18 protein-coding genes and 1 pseudogene are annotated in these 15665 nt (G+C 67.1%); 9 read left to right on the forward strand and 10 right to left on the reverse strand.

What is annotated here, in order from left to right; translation table 11 throughout:
• Window positions 1-21 precede the first annotated feature (21 nt).
• From HTUR_RS05370 to HTUR_RS05390, 5 genes are all read right to left on the reverse strand, one after another.
• Entirely contained in the window at window positions 22-1179 is a 1158-nt protein-coding gene (locus tag HTUR_RS05370; protein ID WP_012942285.1) for an NAD(P)/FAD-dependent oxidoreductase, read from the reverse strand.
• A gap of 105 nt (window positions 1180-1284) precedes the next feature.
• Complete coding sequence (locus tag HTUR_RS05375; RefSeq protein WP_012942286.1) at window positions 1285-1572, reverse strand: HalOD1 output domain-containing protein; 288 nt, start codon at window positions 1570-1572, stop codon at window positions 1285-1287.
• A 124-nt stretch (window positions 1573-1696) separates the two neighbouring features.
• Entirely contained in the window at window positions 1697-2173 is a 477-nt protein-coding gene (locus HTUR_RS05380; protein WP_012942287.1) for an Lrp/AsnC family transcriptional regulator, read from the reverse strand.
• 116 nt (window positions 2174-2289) lie between these two features.
• On the reverse strand, window positions 2290-3273 hold the full coding sequence (mvaD, locus tag HTUR_RS05385) for a phosphomevalonate decarboxylase MvaD (RefSeq protein ID WP_012942288.1): 984 nt from the start codon (window positions 3271-3273) through the stop codon (window positions 2290-2292).
• A gap of 73 nt (window positions 3274-3346) precedes the next feature.
• Complete coding sequence (locus tag HTUR_RS05390; RefSeq protein WP_012942289.1) at window positions 3347-3754, reverse strand: hypothetical protein; 408 nt, start codon at window positions 3752-3754, stop codon at window positions 3347-3349.
• Between the two features lie 216 nt (window positions 3755-3970).
• Here HTUR_RS05390 and nth point away from each other — a divergent pair, with 216 nt between their 5' ends.
• The 3 genes from nth (at window position 3971) to HTUR_RS05405 (ending at window position 5996) form a co-directional block, all read left to right on the forward strand.
• Window positions 3971-4654, forward strand: a complete 684-nt coding sequence (gene nth / locus HTUR_RS05395; protein ID WP_012942290.1) for an endonuclease III — start codon at window positions 3971-3973, stop codon at window positions 4652-4654.
• A 380-nt stretch (window positions 4655-5034) separates the two neighbouring features.
• Complete coding sequence (locus tag HTUR_RS05400; protein WP_012942291.1) at window positions 5035-5280, forward strand: hypothetical protein; 246 nt, start codon at window positions 5035-5037, stop codon at window positions 5278-5280.
• A 269-nt stretch (window positions 5281-5549) separates the two neighbouring features.
• Window positions 5550-5996: an SPW repeat domain-containing protein gene (locus HTUR_RS05405; protein ID WP_012942292.1), complete on the forward strand. Its 447-nt coding sequence runs from the start codon at window positions 5550-5552 to the stop codon at window positions 5994-5996.
• Between the two features lie 69 nt (window positions 5997-6065).
• Here HTUR_RS05405 and HTUR_RS05410 read toward each other — a convergent pair whose 3' ends face one another.
• Both HTUR_RS05410 and HTUR_RS05415 read right to left on the reverse strand, forming a co-directional pair.
• The gene (locus tag HTUR_RS05410) at window positions 6066-7019 is read right to left on the reverse strand and encodes an NAD(+)/NADH kinase (protein ID WP_012942293.1); all 954 of its coding nucleotides are present in this window, start codon (window positions 7017-7019) and stop codon (window positions 6066-6068) included.
• 134 nt (window positions 7020-7153) lie between these two features.
• A complete protein-coding gene (locus HTUR_RS05415) occupies window positions 7154-8518 on the reverse strand; it encodes a M28 family peptidase (protein WP_012942294.1) in 1365 nt (454 codons plus the stop codon).
• A 140-nt stretch (window positions 8519-8658) separates the two neighbouring features.
• Between HTUR_RS05415 and HTUR_RS05420 the strand changes: the two are divergent.
• From HTUR_RS05420 to HTUR_RS05430, 3 genes and pseudogenes are all read left to right on the forward strand, one after another.
• Window positions 8659-8799 (forward strand): annotated as a pseudogene (locus tag HTUR_RS05420) (polyprenyl synthetase family protein); the annotation flags it as partial.
• An 81-nt stretch (window positions 8800-8880) separates the two neighbouring features.
• Entirely contained in the window at window positions 8881-9282 is a 402-nt protein-coding gene (locus tag HTUR_RS05425; protein ID WP_012942296.1) for a DUF7541 family protein, read from the forward strand.
• Between the two features lie 9 nt (window positions 9283-9291).
• Window positions 9292-9555, forward strand: coding sequence for a DUF6684 family protein (locus tag HTUR_RS05430; protein WP_012942297.1), 264 nt, complete (start codon window positions 9292-9294; stop codon window positions 9553-9555).
• A gap of 57 nt (window positions 9556-9612) precedes the next feature.
• Here HTUR_RS05430 and HTUR_RS27250 read toward each other — a convergent pair whose 3' ends face one another.
• On the reverse strand, window positions 9613-9768 hold the full coding sequence (locus HTUR_RS27250; RefSeq protein ID WP_012942298.1) for a hypothetical protein: 156 nt from the start codon (window positions 9766-9768) through the stop codon (window positions 9613-9615).
• Between the two features lie 351 nt (window positions 9769-10119).
• Between HTUR_RS27250 and HTUR_RS05435 the strand changes: the two genes are divergently transcribed.
• Window positions 10120-10386 (forward strand): DUF7520 family protein, encoded by a 267-nt coding sequence (locus HTUR_RS05435; RefSeq protein ID WP_148225321.1) that lies wholly within the window; start codon window positions 10120-10122, stop codon window positions 10384-10386.
• Window positions 10387-10400: 14 nt separating this feature from the next.
• On the opposite strand, the gene acs is transcribed toward HTUR_RS05435, so the two are convergent.
• Window positions 10401-12488 carry an acetate--CoA ligase gene (gene acs / locus HTUR_RS05440; protein WP_049941621.1) on the reverse strand — a complete coding sequence of 696 codons (2088 nt, stop codon included), beginning with the start codon at window positions 12486-12488 and terminating at the stop codon, window positions 10401-10403.
• A gap of 155 nt (window positions 12489-12643) precedes the next feature.
• Here acs and HTUR_RS05445 point away from each other — a divergent pair, with 155 nt between their 5' ends.
• Together HTUR_RS05445 and HTUR_RS05450 are read left to right on the forward strand one after the other, a co-directional pair.
• A complete protein-coding gene (locus tag HTUR_RS05445; RefSeq protein WP_012942301.1) occupies window positions 12644-13474 on the forward strand; it encodes a hypothetical protein in 831 nt (276 codons plus the stop codon).
• A gap of 91 nt (window positions 13475-13565) precedes the next feature.
• A complete protein-coding gene (locus HTUR_RS05450) occupies window positions 13566-13919 on the forward strand; it encodes a DUF7344 domain-containing protein (RefSeq protein ID WP_012942302.1) in 354 nt (117 codons plus the stop codon).
• A 21-nt stretch (window positions 13920-13940) separates the two neighbouring features.
• Here the strand turns inward: HTUR_RS05450 and HTUR_RS05455 are convergent, their stop codons facing one another.
• Window positions 13941-15641: a methylmalonyl-CoA mutase family protein gene (locus tag HTUR_RS05455; protein ID WP_012942303.1), complete on the reverse strand. Its 1701-nt coding sequence runs from the start codon at window positions 15639-15641 to the stop codon at window positions 13941-13943.
• Window positions 15642-15665 lie beyond the last annotated feature (24 nt).

Genomic DNA, 15665 nt, shown 5'->3' on the forward strand with positions numbered 1-15665 from the left:
AAGGTCTGTACTGCCGGACGATCATCGGTCTCGTCGGAATCGCTCCGAGAGGAACTCTCGGGCGGCGAACCCGGCCACGCTGCCCGGATCGCCGACGCTCGAGAGGTAGCCGAGTCCGACGCTCGCCTTCAGCGCCCTGGCGGGCCGACCCGTGAGGACCCGCGAGCCGACCGTCGCGACCGCCTCGTCGCCGACGCTGACGACCCAGCCCGGCGACTCGAACCGGAACGCCTCGAGGTCGGGGTCGACCGCCTCGCCGCCGTTACGACGGGCATCGACGAGTCGCTCGACGTTCTCGGCAGCCGTCCGGGCCTCGCGGACGGCCGCCTGCGCGCTCGCCGGCACCGCCTCCCCGGCGGCGTCGACGACCCGCGCGGCGTCGCCGAGCGCGAACGTCCGATCGTCGAGTCGCAGGTCCGCTTCGACGGTCGGCCGCTCGCCCTCGAGGGCGTCCGCGCCGCGAATGCCCCCGGTCCAGACGAGCAGGTCGAACGGGAGTCGCTCGCCCGACTCGAGTCGAACGCCGTCCGCGTCGGCTCCCGTGACCGTCGCTCCCGTCCGGATCTCGATTCCGTCGTCCTCGAGCGCGCGCTCGACCGCACGGCCGAAGTTCTCGGGAAACTCCGGCGCGACCCGCGCTCGCTGCTCGAGGAGCGCGATCGACGCCGAGCCGTACTCTTCGCGGGCCAGCGCGGCGAGTTCTCCTGCGACCTGCACGCCGGAGAGGCCGGCGCCGCCGACGACGATTCGGCCCCCGTCGTCCGCCCGCAGCGCCTCGCGGGCTCGCTTTCGGATTTGGCGCGCGTGCGAGAGCCGCTTTAACGGAATCCCGTGCTCAGGAACCCCCTCGAGCCCGTAGTACGCCGTCCGCGCGCCGAGACAGATCGCCGCGATATCGTACTCGAGGCGACCGTCCGAGAGCGATACGACGCGCTCGTCCCGGTCGATCGCCTCGACGCGGGCAACGCGAGCCGTCGCGCGCTCGAGGGCCCCCGGCAGCGAGAGTCGGATCTCGTTGGCCACGCCGGGCCGGCGGATCACCCGGTGGAGTTCGTGCTGGACGAGGTGGTCCGGCGACTCGTCGACCAGCGTGAGATCGACGTCGGACGGGAGCGACGACTCGAGTCGCTTCGTCAGGCCCAGCCCGGCGTAGCCCGCGCCGAGGACGACGACGTGCATGGGTGCGGCTACGGCTGCGAGTGGTATAGGTCCACGGCGAACGTCGGACGAGTTCGGGACGCTCGATCGATGGCCGCGAGCCCCGAATCGCTCGTCCGACGCGACTCACTCGCCAGTGTAGACTCCCTCGTCGCTCGCGGAAATCTCCCTGTCGGGCGGCGAGACGTCGACGCGACCGCTTCCGGTGACGACGACGGTGCACTCCCCGTACCGAAACCGGACCCGGAGGGTCTCCGATCCGGACCGGACGAGGGAATCCAGCGCCTCCGGGTCGATCGTCTCGTAGAGCGTGGGTTCGAAATCCAGCGGCGACGTCCCGGCCGCGGCCGCGACCGCTTCGACGACTCTCTCGCTCGGCGGCCGGTCGTCGGGAGGGCGAGTCTGATCAGACATCGGGTCCGGCTATCGGTCACCGACCCTAAAGCGCGTCGCAGATCGGACGATTTTCCGCGGGTTCTTCAATCCCGCGCGCCACTCATCGGAGAACAGTCTCGTTTCGGAACGAACGTCCCGAAACTCAGCCGTCGGTCGTATACTTCTTCCCGAGGTGATCGAACGCCCGCGTGTCCTCCTCGACGATAACGTTCGTCTGTACGATTTCGATCCCGAGTTCGTGGAGTTCGTCGGTGGCCGCCTCCACCCGCTCCTGGGTGTCGGTCACGAGTTCGACGTGGAGGTCTGCCTCGTCGGCCAGCAACCGCCTGACGCTGACGACGTTCTCCACCTCGCTCACGTCCGCGACGATCGCCTCGTCGTCGGCCTCGTCGGTGACGGTTCCGACGAGCAGCGTTCGCTGCTCGAATCCCGCTTTCTCGTAATCGATTTCGGGCCGATACCCCGTGACGACGCCGCGGTCCTCGAGGTCGTTGATCCGCGACGCCACGGTGCTCGCCGCGAGGCCGACTTCCGCGCCGATCGCTTCGGTCGTCGCGTTCCGGGCGTCGTCCTGCAGGACGTGAAGAATCGCCAGATCGTCTCTGTCGAGGTCGACCATGGAATTCACTACTGATGTACTACTCCGACGCGGTATATGACTCTTTCACACCTCTCACTCGAGCGAACGCTCGGCACCGCGGGGCAAAACGGGGGCGCCGTCGCGAATCGCCGAGCCTAGAACAGGTGCTTTTCCTCGTCTAGCAGCTTCGCAGGGCCGCCGACGTCCCAGACGGTGGTGGAGACGCCGCAATCCGAGACCGCCTCCTCGACCTCGTCGACGTGTTCCTCGGTGGTGTTGACGTAGACGCTGGCGCCGGTGTCCGTCGAGAAGTAGACGGGGATGTCCTCCTCCTCGCGGAGTTCCCGCACCGTATTGAAGATCTTCAGGGTAGCGGGCTGCCAGTAGACCCACCCGGAGGGGCCGGTCATCGTCGTCGCGGCCAGCGAGAGGGAGTCCTGCTCGGCGAGTTCGAAGGCGCGGTCGAACTCGTTGTTCCGCAGGGCGTCGCGCATCTCGGCGATCTGGCCGTGGATGTGGGCGTTGCGGGCCTGGAACATGTGGCTGTCGGCGGCCTCGCGGTGGGCGTCCTCGGTCTCCTTGTGGTAGGGGACGAGGCCGACGACGATCTTCAGGTCCTCGTGAAGGTCACTCGGGATGCGCCGCGAGCGACAATCCTCGTCGTTCAGACCCGTGTGCAGTTGCGAAAACGCGCCGGTGACCGCGCGGGCGGCCGACGCCGAGCCGACGCGAGCGATCGTCGAAATCTCCTGGCGGGAGGCGTCGAGTTCGGCGGCCTCGGCCAGCGCCATCGCGGCGGCGGCGAAGCCCGAGGAAGAGGAGCCCAGCCCGACGTTCGACGGGAAACTGTTCTCGCTCTCGAGGCGAACCGGATAGACGGTGTGGGCCGCGTCGGACTTCGAACGAGCCTTCTCGACGACGGCTTCGACGCGCTCGTAGGCCCGGCCGTCGAGTTCCTCGCCGTCGACGACGAACGTGTCCTCCTCGTAGTCCATCGAGAACTCCACGGTCGTGCGAGTGTGGCTCGGGGCCGTACAGAGACTGATACTGTCGTGATACGGCAGGCGCTCGATCTCGTCTCGCATCCCGTGATACTTGACCAGCCCCTGAATCGGGTGGGCCATGGCGGTCGCTTTCATACCCTGATAGGCGGATGATGGCCGCTTAAAGGTCACGGCATCCCGCGCCGAAACCGATCCGCGCGGAACCGACTCACTCGGGTTCGGTTTCGGGGTCCTCGGTCGACTCCTCGAGCGTCGCGTCGAGATCGGCCGCGGACGCGTCGACGGTCGCCTCGAGCGCGTCGAGTTCGTCGCGGGTCGCTTCCAGCCCCTCCTGGACGTCCGCGAGGACGGTCTCGGCGGTCCCCTGCTCGTCGAGGAACGCCTCGGGGGCGTCGGTGTAGGCCGCGAGCGACTCGACGGTCGACTGGAGGCGATCGAGGCGAACGTCGGTGCTGGTTCGCGTCGGGCCGTCGAGTTCGAGCGCCCGCCTGAGCGCGGCCCGTTTGGCTCCCCCCTGATCGTCCTTCAGTTCGGCCAGCAGCGCGTCGATGAGCGGGCCGTTGCGTTGCGATAGCGATTCCGTCTCGAGCGTTTCGGTGTCGTCTTGAACTGGCATGGTGACTCCCCCCGCCGATCCCCCGACACCCCCGGCGTTCGGACGATCGACGCGATCTCCTTCGATGGAAACCGTTCAATTATCGATACTGGACCGTAATAATAGTGACTCAACTAGTGAATCATTCATCTCGGCGGTGCGCGACCGTCTCGCCGTCGGGTTCTCGCCGCGACCGGAATCCGAACGCTCAACAGACGACGCGCCTATCGGTCCCGCATGGGAATCCCACTGGAGACGCGGACGGAGCAGGCCGCCGAAGTCGTCGACCGCCTCGAGGAGGCGTATCCGGACTCGACGATCTCGCTGCGGTACTCGAATCGCTTGGAGTTGCTGATCGCCGTGATCCTCTCGGCGCAGTGTACCGACGAGCGCGTCAACGAGGAGACGAAACACCTCTTCGAGAAGTACGACGGCGCCGAGGACTACGCCAACGCGCCGGAGGAAGAGCTCGCGGAGGACCTGAACTCGATCACCTACTACAACAGCAAGGCGGGCTACATCAAGAGCTCCTGCAGGACGATCCTCGAGGAGCACGGCGGCGAGGTGCCGGACACGATGGACGAACTGACGGAGCTGTCGGGCGTCGGTCGGAAGACGGCCAACGTGGTCCTCCAGCACGGCCACGACGTGGTCGAGGGGATCGTCGTCGACACACACGTTCAGCGGCTCTCGCGCCGACTCGGCCTGACCGAGGAGAAGCGTCCCGAGGCGATCGAACAGGACCTGATGGAGATCGTCCCCGATGGCTACTGGCAGCAGTTCACCCACCTCTGTATCGATCACGGCCGGGCGACCTGCACCGCCCGCAACCCCGACTGCGGCGACTGCGTGCTCGCCGATATCTGCCCCTCCGAGAAAGGCGACAGCGAGATCGATCTGGCCTCGGGCGAGCCGTGGTAGGTGGTCAAACACGGGGCGCTCCGAAGCGATAACCCGGCGTTGCGACGGCGCACGCTGGGCCGCGGTGAACCGCGGTGCGAAGCCGTGCGAGGGATGAGTGAACGAATGAAGTGAATGAACGTAAGCGCGGAACCGCCGGTTCCGCGAACCATGCGAACGGGTGCAAAGCACCCGTGAGCAGAAATCGGTTGGGGAGGACGTGGAAATCCCCGTTGCCACGGTAACAGTGCGAGCGATTTCTCTCGAGGCGCTCCGCTCAGGCGAGCGATCCATCGTCGAATCGTCCTGCTCGAGTCACCACCGACAACAGATCGTTCTAGCCGACCTTCGCAAGCCCAACGCCTTTTCGCGGTTCGACGGTAGCCTAATTCGGGATCAGTATGTCCGATACCACTGACGAGACCGGCAAAGACGAGCACGGGCGGGACGTCGAACTGGCGCACGAAGATACCGAGGCCGAGGACGACGAGGAAGAGCTCACCGAGGAAGAGAAGGAGGCCCGCGAACGGCAGGACGAAGAGCAGCGACGCCAGGACATCGAACACAAGTCCGACGACCGGGTCGACGACGCCCTCGAGCAGGAGAACCCGGACAACCACCGGGACGAAGAGCCGTACAACAGCTAGTCCGACCGGCCGCGAGCGCATCGCGCCGTTTCCGACCGCTCGAGACGAGCGCGTTCAGGACGACCCGCGTCACCGCCGGCACTCGCACGTTTTCTCCCCGCACCCCGCTCGTCGCTAAAAGCGGCCTCTGGGCCGCCTCGAGTCGCACCATAGCCGCGCTGAAACGGTGTCTCCGCAGCGTCTCGAGCGCGGACAGGTTCGTATCCGTGACTGCAGACAACCGCAGGCACGTCCGCTTTCTCCGGCTATCGGCTATCGGCGGTGGAGACATGAACAACACACCAACCGATACGAACCGAGACGCTACCGCAGCCGAGCGAGCCGACCACCGAAACACCCTCAACACGGACACGATGCAGTGGCTGAGCGCCCTCGTCGCGATCATCGGGCTCTACGTCGTCGCCTCGCCGTTCATCTTCGAGGCGACGGATCAGGCGATCTGGAACGACACGCTCGTGGGGACGGGGATCTTCCTGCTGGCGGGCTACAACTTCGTCCGCCTCTCGCGGGATCGGCTGGCGAGCGTCGGCGTCGCGTCGCTGGCCGTGCTGCTCGGCCTCTGGCTGCTCGTCTCGCCCGCCGTGATCGACATGGGTAGCAGTACGCTGGCGACCGGGACCGCGGCCTCCGGGCTGGCGACCGCCGTCCTCTCGGCGTACAACGCGTACGCGAACAACAAGGCAGACGCGCCCGACCGAGTCGGTGCACGCGCCTAAAATTCGACCGCTTTTTCTCGAGTCGTTTATCGACCGCCGAAGATCCAATTATCGACCCCTAGAAGCCGCTTATCGACCCTCGAGCGCCCCGTCGGGAACGGAGAGCGTCTCGAGCGCGTCGGCGACTGAGACGGCGATCCGCGCGTCGACGCCGACCGAGGTCACGCGCCGGCCGTCGGCGACGAGCGCGATCGGGCCTTCGTCGCGTTCGACCGTGAGCTCGAGTCGATCGTCGGGGAGCACCCAGCGGCGCGTATCGGTGACGAAGGGGGCGACGGGCGCGACGGCGACCGCGTCGACGGCCCTCGAGAGGTGGGGCGCGTCGACGGCGCCGGCGTAGCCGTGGCTGCCGGCCGCCGTCGCGACCACGACGCCGTCGGCCCGGAACGTCGCGACCGAGTCGCCGCGGCTCGCGACGCCGTATTCGGAGATCCGAGCCGGTTCGTCGGTCACGAGGGTGACGTCGAACAGCGCGCGGTCGCGAACCGCGTCGGCTCCGGCGTCACCGTCGCTCGCGTCCGTATCAGCGCCGTTGCCGTCGGTATCGGCGCTGCCGGCGTCGGTACCGGTACCGCCGGCGTCGGAGTCGCTGCCGATATCGACGTCGACGCCGTCGTATCCAGCGGCGTCGATGCTCCCGCCGCGAGCGGCGATCTCGAGGTCCAAAATCGCGTGCCGACGGACGGTCGCCGCGCCGTCGAGGACGGCCTCGAGTGCCGCCGGCACCCGCGCCCGGTCGACGGCGTCGATACCGGTGACGTCGCCGACCGGCAGGACGGGACCGTCGGCGTCGGCGCGAGCGATCGCCGAAAGGCAGTCGTCGCCGGCGGCCACGAGAACCGACGGCGCCGCCGCGAGAACGTCGTCGACGTCGCCGCTGACGGCCGTCGCGTCGCGACCCGCGACGGTCGGCCGGAGCGCGTCCGCGAGCGACTCGTCGGCGTCGGCTCTCGATCCCGTGTCGGCGTTCGCGTCGACGATACCGACGACCGGCTCCTCGTCAACGAACCACGCGGCGTCCATATCGGCCCGTTAGCGCGGGTGCGAAAAAAGACGTGGGGTTCTCTCGTCGCCGCCGACCGTTACTGCCGTCCCCGTCGACCGTCACTACACGTCCGGTCGAACCGTCGTGCGATCGTGGTGTCAGTGTGAATCGATCAGTCGGCCCCCTCGTCGTAGGGCCAGTCGCCCGTGATCCGCATTCCGTCCGCGAGGTCTTGAGCCTCGAGGTCGGCGGCGATCGCCTCGGGATCGCGGTGCGCGACGGTCGCGTCCTCACCGGCGAGTTCGACGACGAGGTCGGTCAGGAGGATCGCTTGCTCGCGGAGCGTTCGCGGCTCGAGTTTCTCGATCGTGTCGGCGAACGTGTGGCCCCAGCCGCGGCCGACCTCGTCCGACGTCGATTTGACGTGATAGCCGGGGACGCCCCACTGGACGAACGGCCAGTGATCGCTGTGGGGGCCGAGTTTCGGCACCGTCTCGATCGGATGATCGTAGCGGCCGGCGATCTCGTCGGCGGCCGCCTCGAGGCCATCGAAGCCGTGGGTCGTCAGCGACAGCGTCCGATCGCTGACGACGCCGTCGTTGTTGACGATGGCTTTGATCGCGTCGTGATCCGTCCGCTCGGCGTGGTAAGTCGAACCGACCAGTCCCACCTCCTCGGCGCCGTAGGCGACGAACTCGACGCGGGTTTCGAGGTCGTCCTCGCGAGCAGCTAGCGCGTTCGCGAGTTCGACGACCATGGCGGTCCCGGCGCCGTTGTCCGCAGCGCCCTCCGCGATGTCGTGGGCGTCGACGTGGCTCGTCACCAGCACGCGCTCGTCGGTGTCGGGGCCGAGTTCGGCGTGGACGTTCTGGCTCGTCGCCGGGCCGATGTCGGCCTCGACGATCAGTTCGATCTCCTCGCCGTCGAACCGGCGGGCCAGCCGCGCGCCGACCTCGCTCGAGACGCCGACAGCCGGGATCTCGCCGATGGGATCCTCGTCGACGTTGTCGGACTCCGTCCGACTGTCCGCGGACCGTGGGTCCGCGCTCCCGACGCTCCCGGTCGGTGGCAGACAGCCCTCGACGTGGTTTCGGTAGACGAACCCCATCGCGCCGTTCTCGACGGCGTGATAGTACTTTTCCCGGCGGTGGAGGTAGCGATCGTAGTAGTCCGGAACGTCGCTGCGAACCATCGCGATCTTTCCCTCGAGGTCGGTCTCCTCGAAGTCCGCGGGGAGGCCGTAGCCGAGGTCGACCAGCGGCGCCGTCGCGCGGTCGGCGGGGCTGCGCGGCAGGGCGATGCAGTTCTGGCTCGTCTCGCCCGCACTGATCTCGCTTTCTCCGCGCGTCCAGCCCTGGATGTCGAAGGACTCGAGGCGGGCGTTCCGGGTGCCGGCGTCGGCCAGCGCGTCGCGAGTCCGTTCGGCGGCCTCGCGCTCGCCGTCGCTGCCGGCCATCCGAGTTCCGATATCGACGAGGGTCTCGAGGTGCGTCCACCCGACGTCGCTCGTGAAGACGTCTCCGATCCAGTCGGTCATATCTCCGCCGTGGACCGCCGGCCGGGAAACTGTACCGCTCGAGTCGTGGCCCGTACCGGATGCATAACAGGGTAGCACACTTTCGAATCTGACACGACAAACTGACAATCTTTTTCACGCCCCTCCCTCTCGGACCGAGTATGCGGGAGACGCTTGCCGAGTGGCGGCCGGCCATCGACGAGGCGATCGCCGACCTGGTCCCACGCGAAATCGACGCCGACTACCTCAAGTCGACGCGTTTCGATCCGATCGCCTTGATCCAGCGTCGTCTCGAGAGCCCATTTCTATCGACTTCGGTGACTGTCTTCGGTTCCGACGGACGACCCTAGCTACTACTAGCGGGACGTGGTAGCCCCTCGTCGATGGTCGATCACTCGAGTGCGAACGAGCGCGGCGAGCGGGATCGCGAGCGGCAGACGGCGAGCCCGTGGCCCGTGCTGGTCGCGATCGGGCTCGCGGGATCGGAGGTCGGCATCGTCGTCGATCTCTTCCCGGTCGCGGTCGGCGGACTCGTGCTGTTCGCCGCCAGCGTCGCGGGGATCCTCGCCGAGTCGGACCACGTCGCCGATCCGTTGCCGGTCGCGATGGGCTTCGGCGCGGTCTTCGCGCTCGGCGGCGGCGTGCTGTACGCGCTCGGAACCGACACCGTCGTACCCGCTACGGCCGACGGACTGACCGGGCTCACCACTCGGGGCCTCGCGATCGCGATCGCCGGCATCGTGACGGTCGTCGGCACGGTGATCGTCCACTACCGACGCCGCTAACAGATATCCATGAGCCGACGCGCATTCGACGCCGAAATCACGCTCGATCTCGCGGTCAACCTGATCCCCCTCGCGATCATGGTGTTCTTCGTCGCTCTCTTCGCGGTATTCAACCCGTGGGGGATCGAACCGCTGCAGTCGACGATCCAGTTCGCGATCCTGCTGTCGATGATCGCGACGCTGGGCTTCGTCACCTACTACGCGGCGCGCGTGATCGAAGGGGACGACCGCACGTATCACGATACGACGACGATAGACCAAAAGAAGAACTGACCCACTGACCTCGACGACCGATATATCGGTCCGCGTCCGCCGTTCTCGACGCACGTCTCAGGTGACGATGAGCACGAACCCGAGCAGCGCCATCAGGAGCGCGATCCCGACGAGTAACAACAGGAACAGTTCCTTCTCGGCGAGCCGTCGCTGTGACTCGTCGGTGTCGCGCTTCGCGTCGGGACCGGTGGCGTCAGTTTGTTCGGAGCCCACGGCTACGTTCCTCGAGGATACGACGACGTCGGGTAAAAAACGAGGGGTGGCGCGCGAACGCGCCGACGTCGTTCGCGCGGATCGGTACTGTCGCGCTCGGCAGCGGTCGGCGCGACACAGGCAGTGGGGGATGGGGAGTGGGATGGGAGTGGGAATGCAACGGCAGGGCACGGGGAGCCCGATGCCGACGACCCTGCCGTACGCGTTCGTACGACGACATCGTCGAAACAACTGCGGCCAAATAATTTTGGGACTCGCGAGACCGGCGGCGTCTCGAGGCGCCGATCGAACGCGATGCACTGCTCGAGACGAAGCGCAAGGACCTCGGGCACGCGCCGCGAACGGGCGACCGTGACTGCCGATCGACGACTGGGCGGTCGCCGCGTGGTCGGCGGCCTCTGTCTCGTACTGATCGCCGCCACCGCCACCTTCGGCGCCATCCTCGGCTACGCCCTGCCGGTGATGACGGACCTCGAGGAGATCACCGTCCTCGAGATGGCCGTTCCCGTCACGCCGGCCACGTTCGCGCTCTACGGCGGCGTGACCGTCAGCGTCTTTCTGGTGACGTTCCTCCTGGTCGTCCAGGTCGTTTCGCGATTCGACGAAAACGCGGTGTGACGGCAGAGAGACGATCAGTCGCTGTCCGAGTCGGCGTCAGCGTCGCCGTCGGCGTCCGCGTCGTCAGTGTCATCATCGTCGTCGGTGTCTCCGTCAGCATCAGCGACCTCGCCGTCCGCCCCGCTATCGACCTGATCGGCGATCTCGTCGACGATTTCGGGGTTCCGGAGCGTCGAGGTGTCACCCAGCTCGTCGCCGCTGGCGATGTCCTCGAGCAGGCGGCGCATGATCTTGCCAGAGCGCGTCTTCGGCAGTTCGGGCGTGAACAGGACCTCCTCGGGGCGGGCGATGGGTCCGATATCGTCCTCGACGGCTGCGACGATCCGCTCGCGCATGTCCTCGCTCGGCTCGGCGTCGTCCTCGAGGATGACGTAGGTGTAGACGGCCTCGCCCTTGATCTCGTGGTCGCCGCCGACGACGGCGGCCTCGGCGACGCCGGGGACGCCGACGATCGCGGACTCGATCTCCATGGTCCCGAGCCGGTGGCCGGAGACGTTGATCACGTCGTCGACCCGGCCGAGGACGGTCACGTAGCCGTCCTCGTCGACCGTCGCGCCGTCCTCGGGGAAGTAGACCCACTCGTCGGCGTCGGGGTCGGAGTACTCCTGCCAGTACTCCTCGATGAAGCGCTCGTCGTTCCGGTAGAGCGTCCGGAGCATGCCCGGCCACGGGTCGTTGACCGTGAGGTAGCCGGCCTCGCCGGCCGAAATCTCCTCGCCGGCGGCGTCGACGACGCGGGCATCGATACCCGGCAGCGGCGGCCCGGCGGAGCCGGGTTTCATCTCGTTGATCGCGGGCAGCGTCGTGATCATCATCCCGCCGGTCTCGGTCTGCCACCAGGTGTCGACGATCGGGCACTCCTCGCCGCCGATGTGCTTGTAATACCACTTCCAGGCCCGCGGGTTGATCGGTTCCCCGACGGTACCGAGCAGGCGCAGCGAGGAGAGATCGTGCCGCTCGGGGTACTCGGTGCCCCACTTCATGAACGACCGGATCGCCGTCGGCGCCGTGTAGAAGGTGTCGACGCGGTTCCGCTCGATGAGGTCCCAGAGGCGGTCCTTCTCGGGGTAGTCTGGCGTCCCCTCGTACATCATCGTCGTCGTGCCCAGCGCGAGCGGGCCGTAGACGATGTAGGAGTGACCGGTGATCCAGCCGATGTCTGCGGCACACCAGTAGGTGTCCTCGGGTTTGACGTCCAAGACGGCGTGGGAGGTCCAGGCCGTGTAGGCGAGATAGCCGCCGGTCGTGTGCTTGACGCCCTTGGGTTCGCCGGTTGTCCCCGAGGTGTACATCAGGAACAACATGTCCTCGGCGTCCCGCGAAACGGGCTCGACGCTCGCTCCCTCGTGATCGGCGACGAGTTCGCCGTAGTCGTGGGCGTCGGCGCCGAGGAAGTGGGTCAGTTCGTCGCCGAGTCGGTCGACGACGACCGTCTGGACGTCGTTCTCGACGCCGCGCAGCCCCTTGTCGGCCTTCTCCTTGTGGTTCAGGGCGTCGCCGCGACGGTAGTAGCCGTCGCAAGTGACGAGGTACTCGCTGTCGGCCGAGTTCATCCGCGTCGCCAGCGCGTCCGCCGAGAAGCCGGCGAAGACGACGCTGTGGGGCGCGCCGATGCGAGCGCAGGCGAGCATCGCGATCGGCAGCTCCGGGATCATCGGCATGTACAGCGTGACGACGTCGTCCTCCTCGACGCCGAGGTCACGCAGCGCGGCTGCGAAGGCCTCGACCTCGTTCAACAGATCGCCGTAGGTGTAGGTCCGCGTCTCGCCGAGCTCGCCCTCCCACTTGATCGCCGCGCGGTTCTTGGCGCCCTCCTCGACGTGTCGGTCGAGGCAGTTGTACGAGGCGTTTAACTCTCCGCCGGTGAACCACTCGTAGAACGGCGCGTCCCCGTCCTCGAGGACGGTATCGTACGCTTCATCCCACGAGAGCAGATCGGCCGCCCGCTCCCAACAGTCCGGCCAGTTCTCCTCGAACTCCTCGTAGACGTCCGGATCCGAGACGTTCGCCTGTTCGACGAACGACTCGGGCGGCTCGAACGTCTCCCGTTCCTCGAGTCTCGCCTCGAGTTCGACTTCGGGCTCGCCGGTATCGTCGCTCATAAACACTGCTACCATCGGACAAGATCGGGATAAACGTTCCCCTGTCGGCGTTCCGTCCGGCGGTTTCGCGGATCGGCCGACCTCCGAGACTTCACACTGGATCCGAGAGCCGACAGTTCGCGGGTATTATCCTTCCAGATCCGTAATCGACCGATATGCCGCCGACGAATCTGCTCGTCATGAGCGGAGCGCTCCTGGTCGGGCTGGCGATCCTCGGGGCCGGGCTGTTCGTCGCGTCGATCGGCGTCGGCCGCGTTCGCCTCGCTCGACGGCTCCGGCGGGCCGGGCCGACGCCGCTCAGCGAGGTCGCCGACGCGACCGGCCTCGTCGCGTTCAACGGAGTCGCGCGAGCGGGCGCCGAAGGGACCCTCGAGGCGCCGATCTCCGAAACCGACTGTCTGGCCTACGCGGTGCAGTCTCGCTCCCGGAACCGCGACGACGCGGACGTGGATACGAACGCGGACGAGATTTGGTCCCAGGACGGACGAGCGTCGGCCGGCGTCCCCTTCGAGGTCGTCGACGGCGGCGACCGCGTCGCGGTCGACCCGCGCAACGCCGTCCTCTCGCTTGCCGACTGGGAGCCGGACGCGACGGCGTGGACGGACCGCGCCGACCTCCCGTTCGACGCGCGCGATCGCCTCGCCGCGGTCGGCCTGCCCAGTGCGGACGCCGAGCCGACGGACGACCCGTCCGCCTCGAGCGACGCGGTCACCCAGTGCCGCGAGCTTCGCCTCGAGCCGGGGACCGACGTCCACGTCTTCGGCGGTTCCGTCGTCGACGATGCTCGAGACCGCACGGACGACGCGCTCGTCACCGTCGGCGGCGACGACTGGTTCGAGGTGTCCGCCGGCGAGCGGTCGACGGTGATCCCGGATCGCCAGCGGTCGGGCTCGCTCTACGTGATCTTCGGCGGGCTGCTCGCGATTCCGGGGCTGGGCTTTACGCTCGCCGGGCTCGTCGGCCTGGCGTCGACGTTCCTGCTCTGACCCTCGATGGACGCACCGTCTAGCGTCTGGTCCCACTGCTCTCGGTATATACAACCCGGCCCCTCTTCAGGACGGGACCTCTTGCTCTCACATGGTTGGGCCACAAGAAGCAGACGAAACTGCGAACACCGTCTTCGAGATCCTCTCACACCAGCGTCGTCGCTACGCCCTTGAGTGTCTTCGCGAGTACGAGAACCCGCTTCCGTTGGCCGATCTGGCCGACGAAGTCGCCGTCCGGGAGTACGACGCGTCGCTCCCAGAGATCTCCGCCGAAACGGTGAAGCGAGTCTACCTCTCCCTGTATCATACCCACGTTCCGAAACTGGCGGCCGCGGAGTACGTTCGGTACAGCCAGGATCGAGATACGGTGACGCTGAGAGTGCACAGCGAGCAGGCCGAGCACCTCCGAGCGCAACTCGAGAGCAGCCGACCCGTTACGAACTGACGACCGACTCCCCCGCTCGTTTCAGGCTAGTCCGATCTCCTCGCTGTAGGCGCCGTGCTGGTCCTCGAAGACCTGCATGATCTCGCCCATCGTCGCGTACGCTTTCACCGCGTCGACGATGTACGGCATCGTGTTCTCACCGCGCTCGCTCGCCTCGCGGAGATTCTCGAGTGCCTCCTCGACGGCCGCGTCGTCGCGGTCGGCCTTGACGTCCTCGAGGCGTGCGAGCTGCCGTTCGGCCGTCGTCTCGTCGATCTTAAGGGTGTCGGGGCTGGTGTCCTCCTCGAGCGTGTATTTGTTGACGCCGACGACGACCTCCTCGCCGCGCTCGACGCGCTCCTGGTACTCGTAGGAGGCGTCTTGAATCTCCCGCAGGAAGTAGCCGTCCTCGATGCCCTTCAGGATGCCGTCCCGGACGGAGCCGTCGCCCATCTCGCGGATCTCCTCGAGGTAGCGCATGGCGCGTTGCTCGGTCTCGTCGGTGAGCGCCTCGACGGCGAAACTGCCGCCCATCGGGTCGACGATGTCCGCCGCGCCGGACTCCTCGGCGATGATCTGCTGGGTGCGCAGGGCGACCCGGACCGCCTTCTCGCTCGGTAGCGCCAGCGCCTCGTCGAAGCTGTTGGTGTGCAGCGACTGCGTGCCGCCCAGTACCCCCGCAAGCGCCTGGATCGTCACTCGGACGACGTTGTTTAGCGGCTGCTGGGCCGTCAGCGACTGGCCGGCGGTCTGGGTGTGGAACTTGAGCCGTTTGGACTCGTCTGCCTCGGCGTCGTACCAGTCGTCCATCACCCGCGAGTAGATCCGTCTAGCTGCCCGATACTTCGCGATCTCCTCGAAGAAGGAGTTGTGGCAGTTGAAGAAAAAGGAGAGCCGCGGCGCGAACGCGTCGACGTCGAGTCCCCGCTCCATCGCGTCCTCGACGTAGGCGAAGCCGTCCGCGAGGGTGAAGGCCAGCTCCTGGACGGCGGTCGAACCGGCCTCCCGGATGTGATAGCCCGAGACCGAGATGGGGTGGAACTTCGGCGTCTCCTCGGTGCTGAACTCGACGACGTCCGTCACGAGATCGAGCGACGGCTCCGGGGGGATCACCCACTCCTTCTGGGCGATGAACTCCTTGAACATGTCGTTCTGGAGGGTCCCGCGCAGTTCCTCTCGGGGAACGCCCCGCTGGTCGGCCAGCGCGACGTACATCGCGTAGATCACCGGCGCGGAGGGGTTGATCGTAAACGAGGTCGAGATCTCGGCCAGATCGATCCCGTCGAAGAGAATCTCCATATCGCGGAGCGTGTCGACGGCGACGCCCTCCCGGCCGATCTCGCCCTCGCTCATCGGGTCGTCCGAGTCCAGCCCCATCAGGGAGGGCATGTCGAACGCCGTCGAGAGGCCGGTCTGGCCCTCGTCGATTAGGTAGTGAAAGCGCTCGTTGGTCTCCTCTGCCGTCCCGAAGCCAGCGAACTGGCGCATCGTCCACGTCCGACCGCGGTACATCGTCGGGTACGGTCCGCGGGTATAGGGCTCCTCGCCCGGAAAGCCGAGGTCCTCGAGATAGTCGAGGTCGGCGACGTCATCGGGGGTGTAGAGCCGGTCGACCTCGTGGTTCGAGACGGTCGCGAACCGCTCGCTGCGCTCGCCGTGGACGTCGAGGGCTGGCTCGAGCGTCTCCCGTTCCCACTCGTCGGTGGCCTCCCGGATCGACTCGAGGTCCTCCTCGTCGTACATACGCACACGATTTGCCGGACGCGG

The sequence above is a fragment of the Haloterrigena turkmenica DSM 5511 genome (genome assembly GCF_000025325.1).
In the GTDB taxonomy this organism is placed as follows: domain Archaea; phylum Halobacteriota; class Halobacteria; order Halobacteriales; family Natrialbaceae; genus Haloterrigena; species Haloterrigena turkmenica.